This is a genomic window from Longibaculum muris, assembly GCF_004343035.1.
GTDB lineage: Bacteria > Bacillota_I > Bacilli_A > Erysipelotrichales > Coprobacillaceae > Longibaculum > Longibaculum muris.
The window spans coordinates 1-1,045 of sequence record NZ_SMCQ01000056.1; the positions used below are offsets into that span (position 1 = coordinate 1).

Annotated in this window: 2 protein-coding genes; one reads left to right on the forward strand and one right to left on the reverse strand. The window is 29.6% G+C overall.

All coding sequences use genetic code 11. The features are described from left to right. Nucleotides 1–236: helix-turn-helix domain-containing protein (locus EDD60_RS16000; protein ID WP_243646705.1), on the forward strand; the 236-nt coding region annotated here is incomplete at its 5' end. A gap of 57 nt (nt 237–293) precedes the next feature. Here EDD60_RS16000 and EDD60_RS16005 read toward each other — a convergent pair. Further along, nucleotides 294–935 (reverse strand): hypothetical protein, encoded by a 642-nt coding sequence (locus tag EDD60_RS16005; RefSeq protein ID WP_132226563.1) that lies wholly within the window; start codon nt 933–935, stop codon nt 294–296. Nucleotides 936–1,045 lie beyond the last annotated feature (110 nt).

Genomic DNA, 1,045 nt, shown 5'->3' on the forward strand with positions numbered 1-1,045 from the left:
AGGAGTTGATTGCGATTATAAATTATTATCCTTTGTGGGAAACCATGAAAACAAAAGGCATTTCACAATATAAGTTGCTACAATCGGGGATAGATAACCGAACATTGGACTCATTGAAGCACAATAAAAATATTACATTGATTACGCTTGAAAAATTATGTAACATTTTAGATTGTACTCCAAACGATATTGTCGCATTCGATAAAGAAGCTCAATCTAATACTCATTTTAAATAATAGTGAAATCTTGTCAATCAATAGGTATTCTGATTCAAACTGTCAGAATACCTATTTTTATTTATCTTGCTCTTTAGGTATACAATAGGCTTCAATCGGATTTTCCAGTCTCCATAGACTTTCTTCAACATTTACATCAGTATAATTCGAACCGCTTATACTCGCTTTAGTTTCCATATCGTCAAACAATAATTCTTCATCAATCGGCTTAAAATATCTTAAAAATAAGGCTTCAATCATTATATCGTGTTTTTTCTTTTGCACCTCTTCAAAGGAACAAAATGTCATAATTTCATTTGAATATTCATTCAATTCAATTAATGCTTGAGTTTCGTTCTCAATACGTTTATGTACTTTATCATGCAATTCAATAACAGCGTTTAGTTTTTTATCAGTCTTTTCTTTATTTTTTTCTCCGCTATTACGAAAGCTACAACTTAATAGATAAGTACATAAGTCATAATGTGTTACAAGCATTTTCCTTTCTTCGCTTGTAAACAAATGCTCCTTATTTTTTCCGACATTGGAACATTCCCATAGATTAGAAGTTACTCCTTTTTGAGTGATGGGTTCTTTCAAACAAAGTTTCTTGATTTTTTTAACAATCAATGTTCTATCTACCAAACCTTCATCAAAATCATATCTCTCTATAATTTCATCAATAATCTTTCTCATTGGTACATTTCTATTGTCTGCCATAATCCCTCTCCTTTTATGTTCCTATTTTCGATTTTATAATTCCTATTATAACCATTAAATGCTATAAAATCAATGATATTTTGCTTATTTAATAATTCCTATTTCCTCGT

Bases quoted from the DNA above. Each gene is read 5' to 3' on its own strand.
- EDD60_RS16005 (WP_132226563.1), bottom strand. From the start codon at position 935: ATGGCAGACAATAGAAATGTACCAATGAGAAAGATTATTGATGAAATT.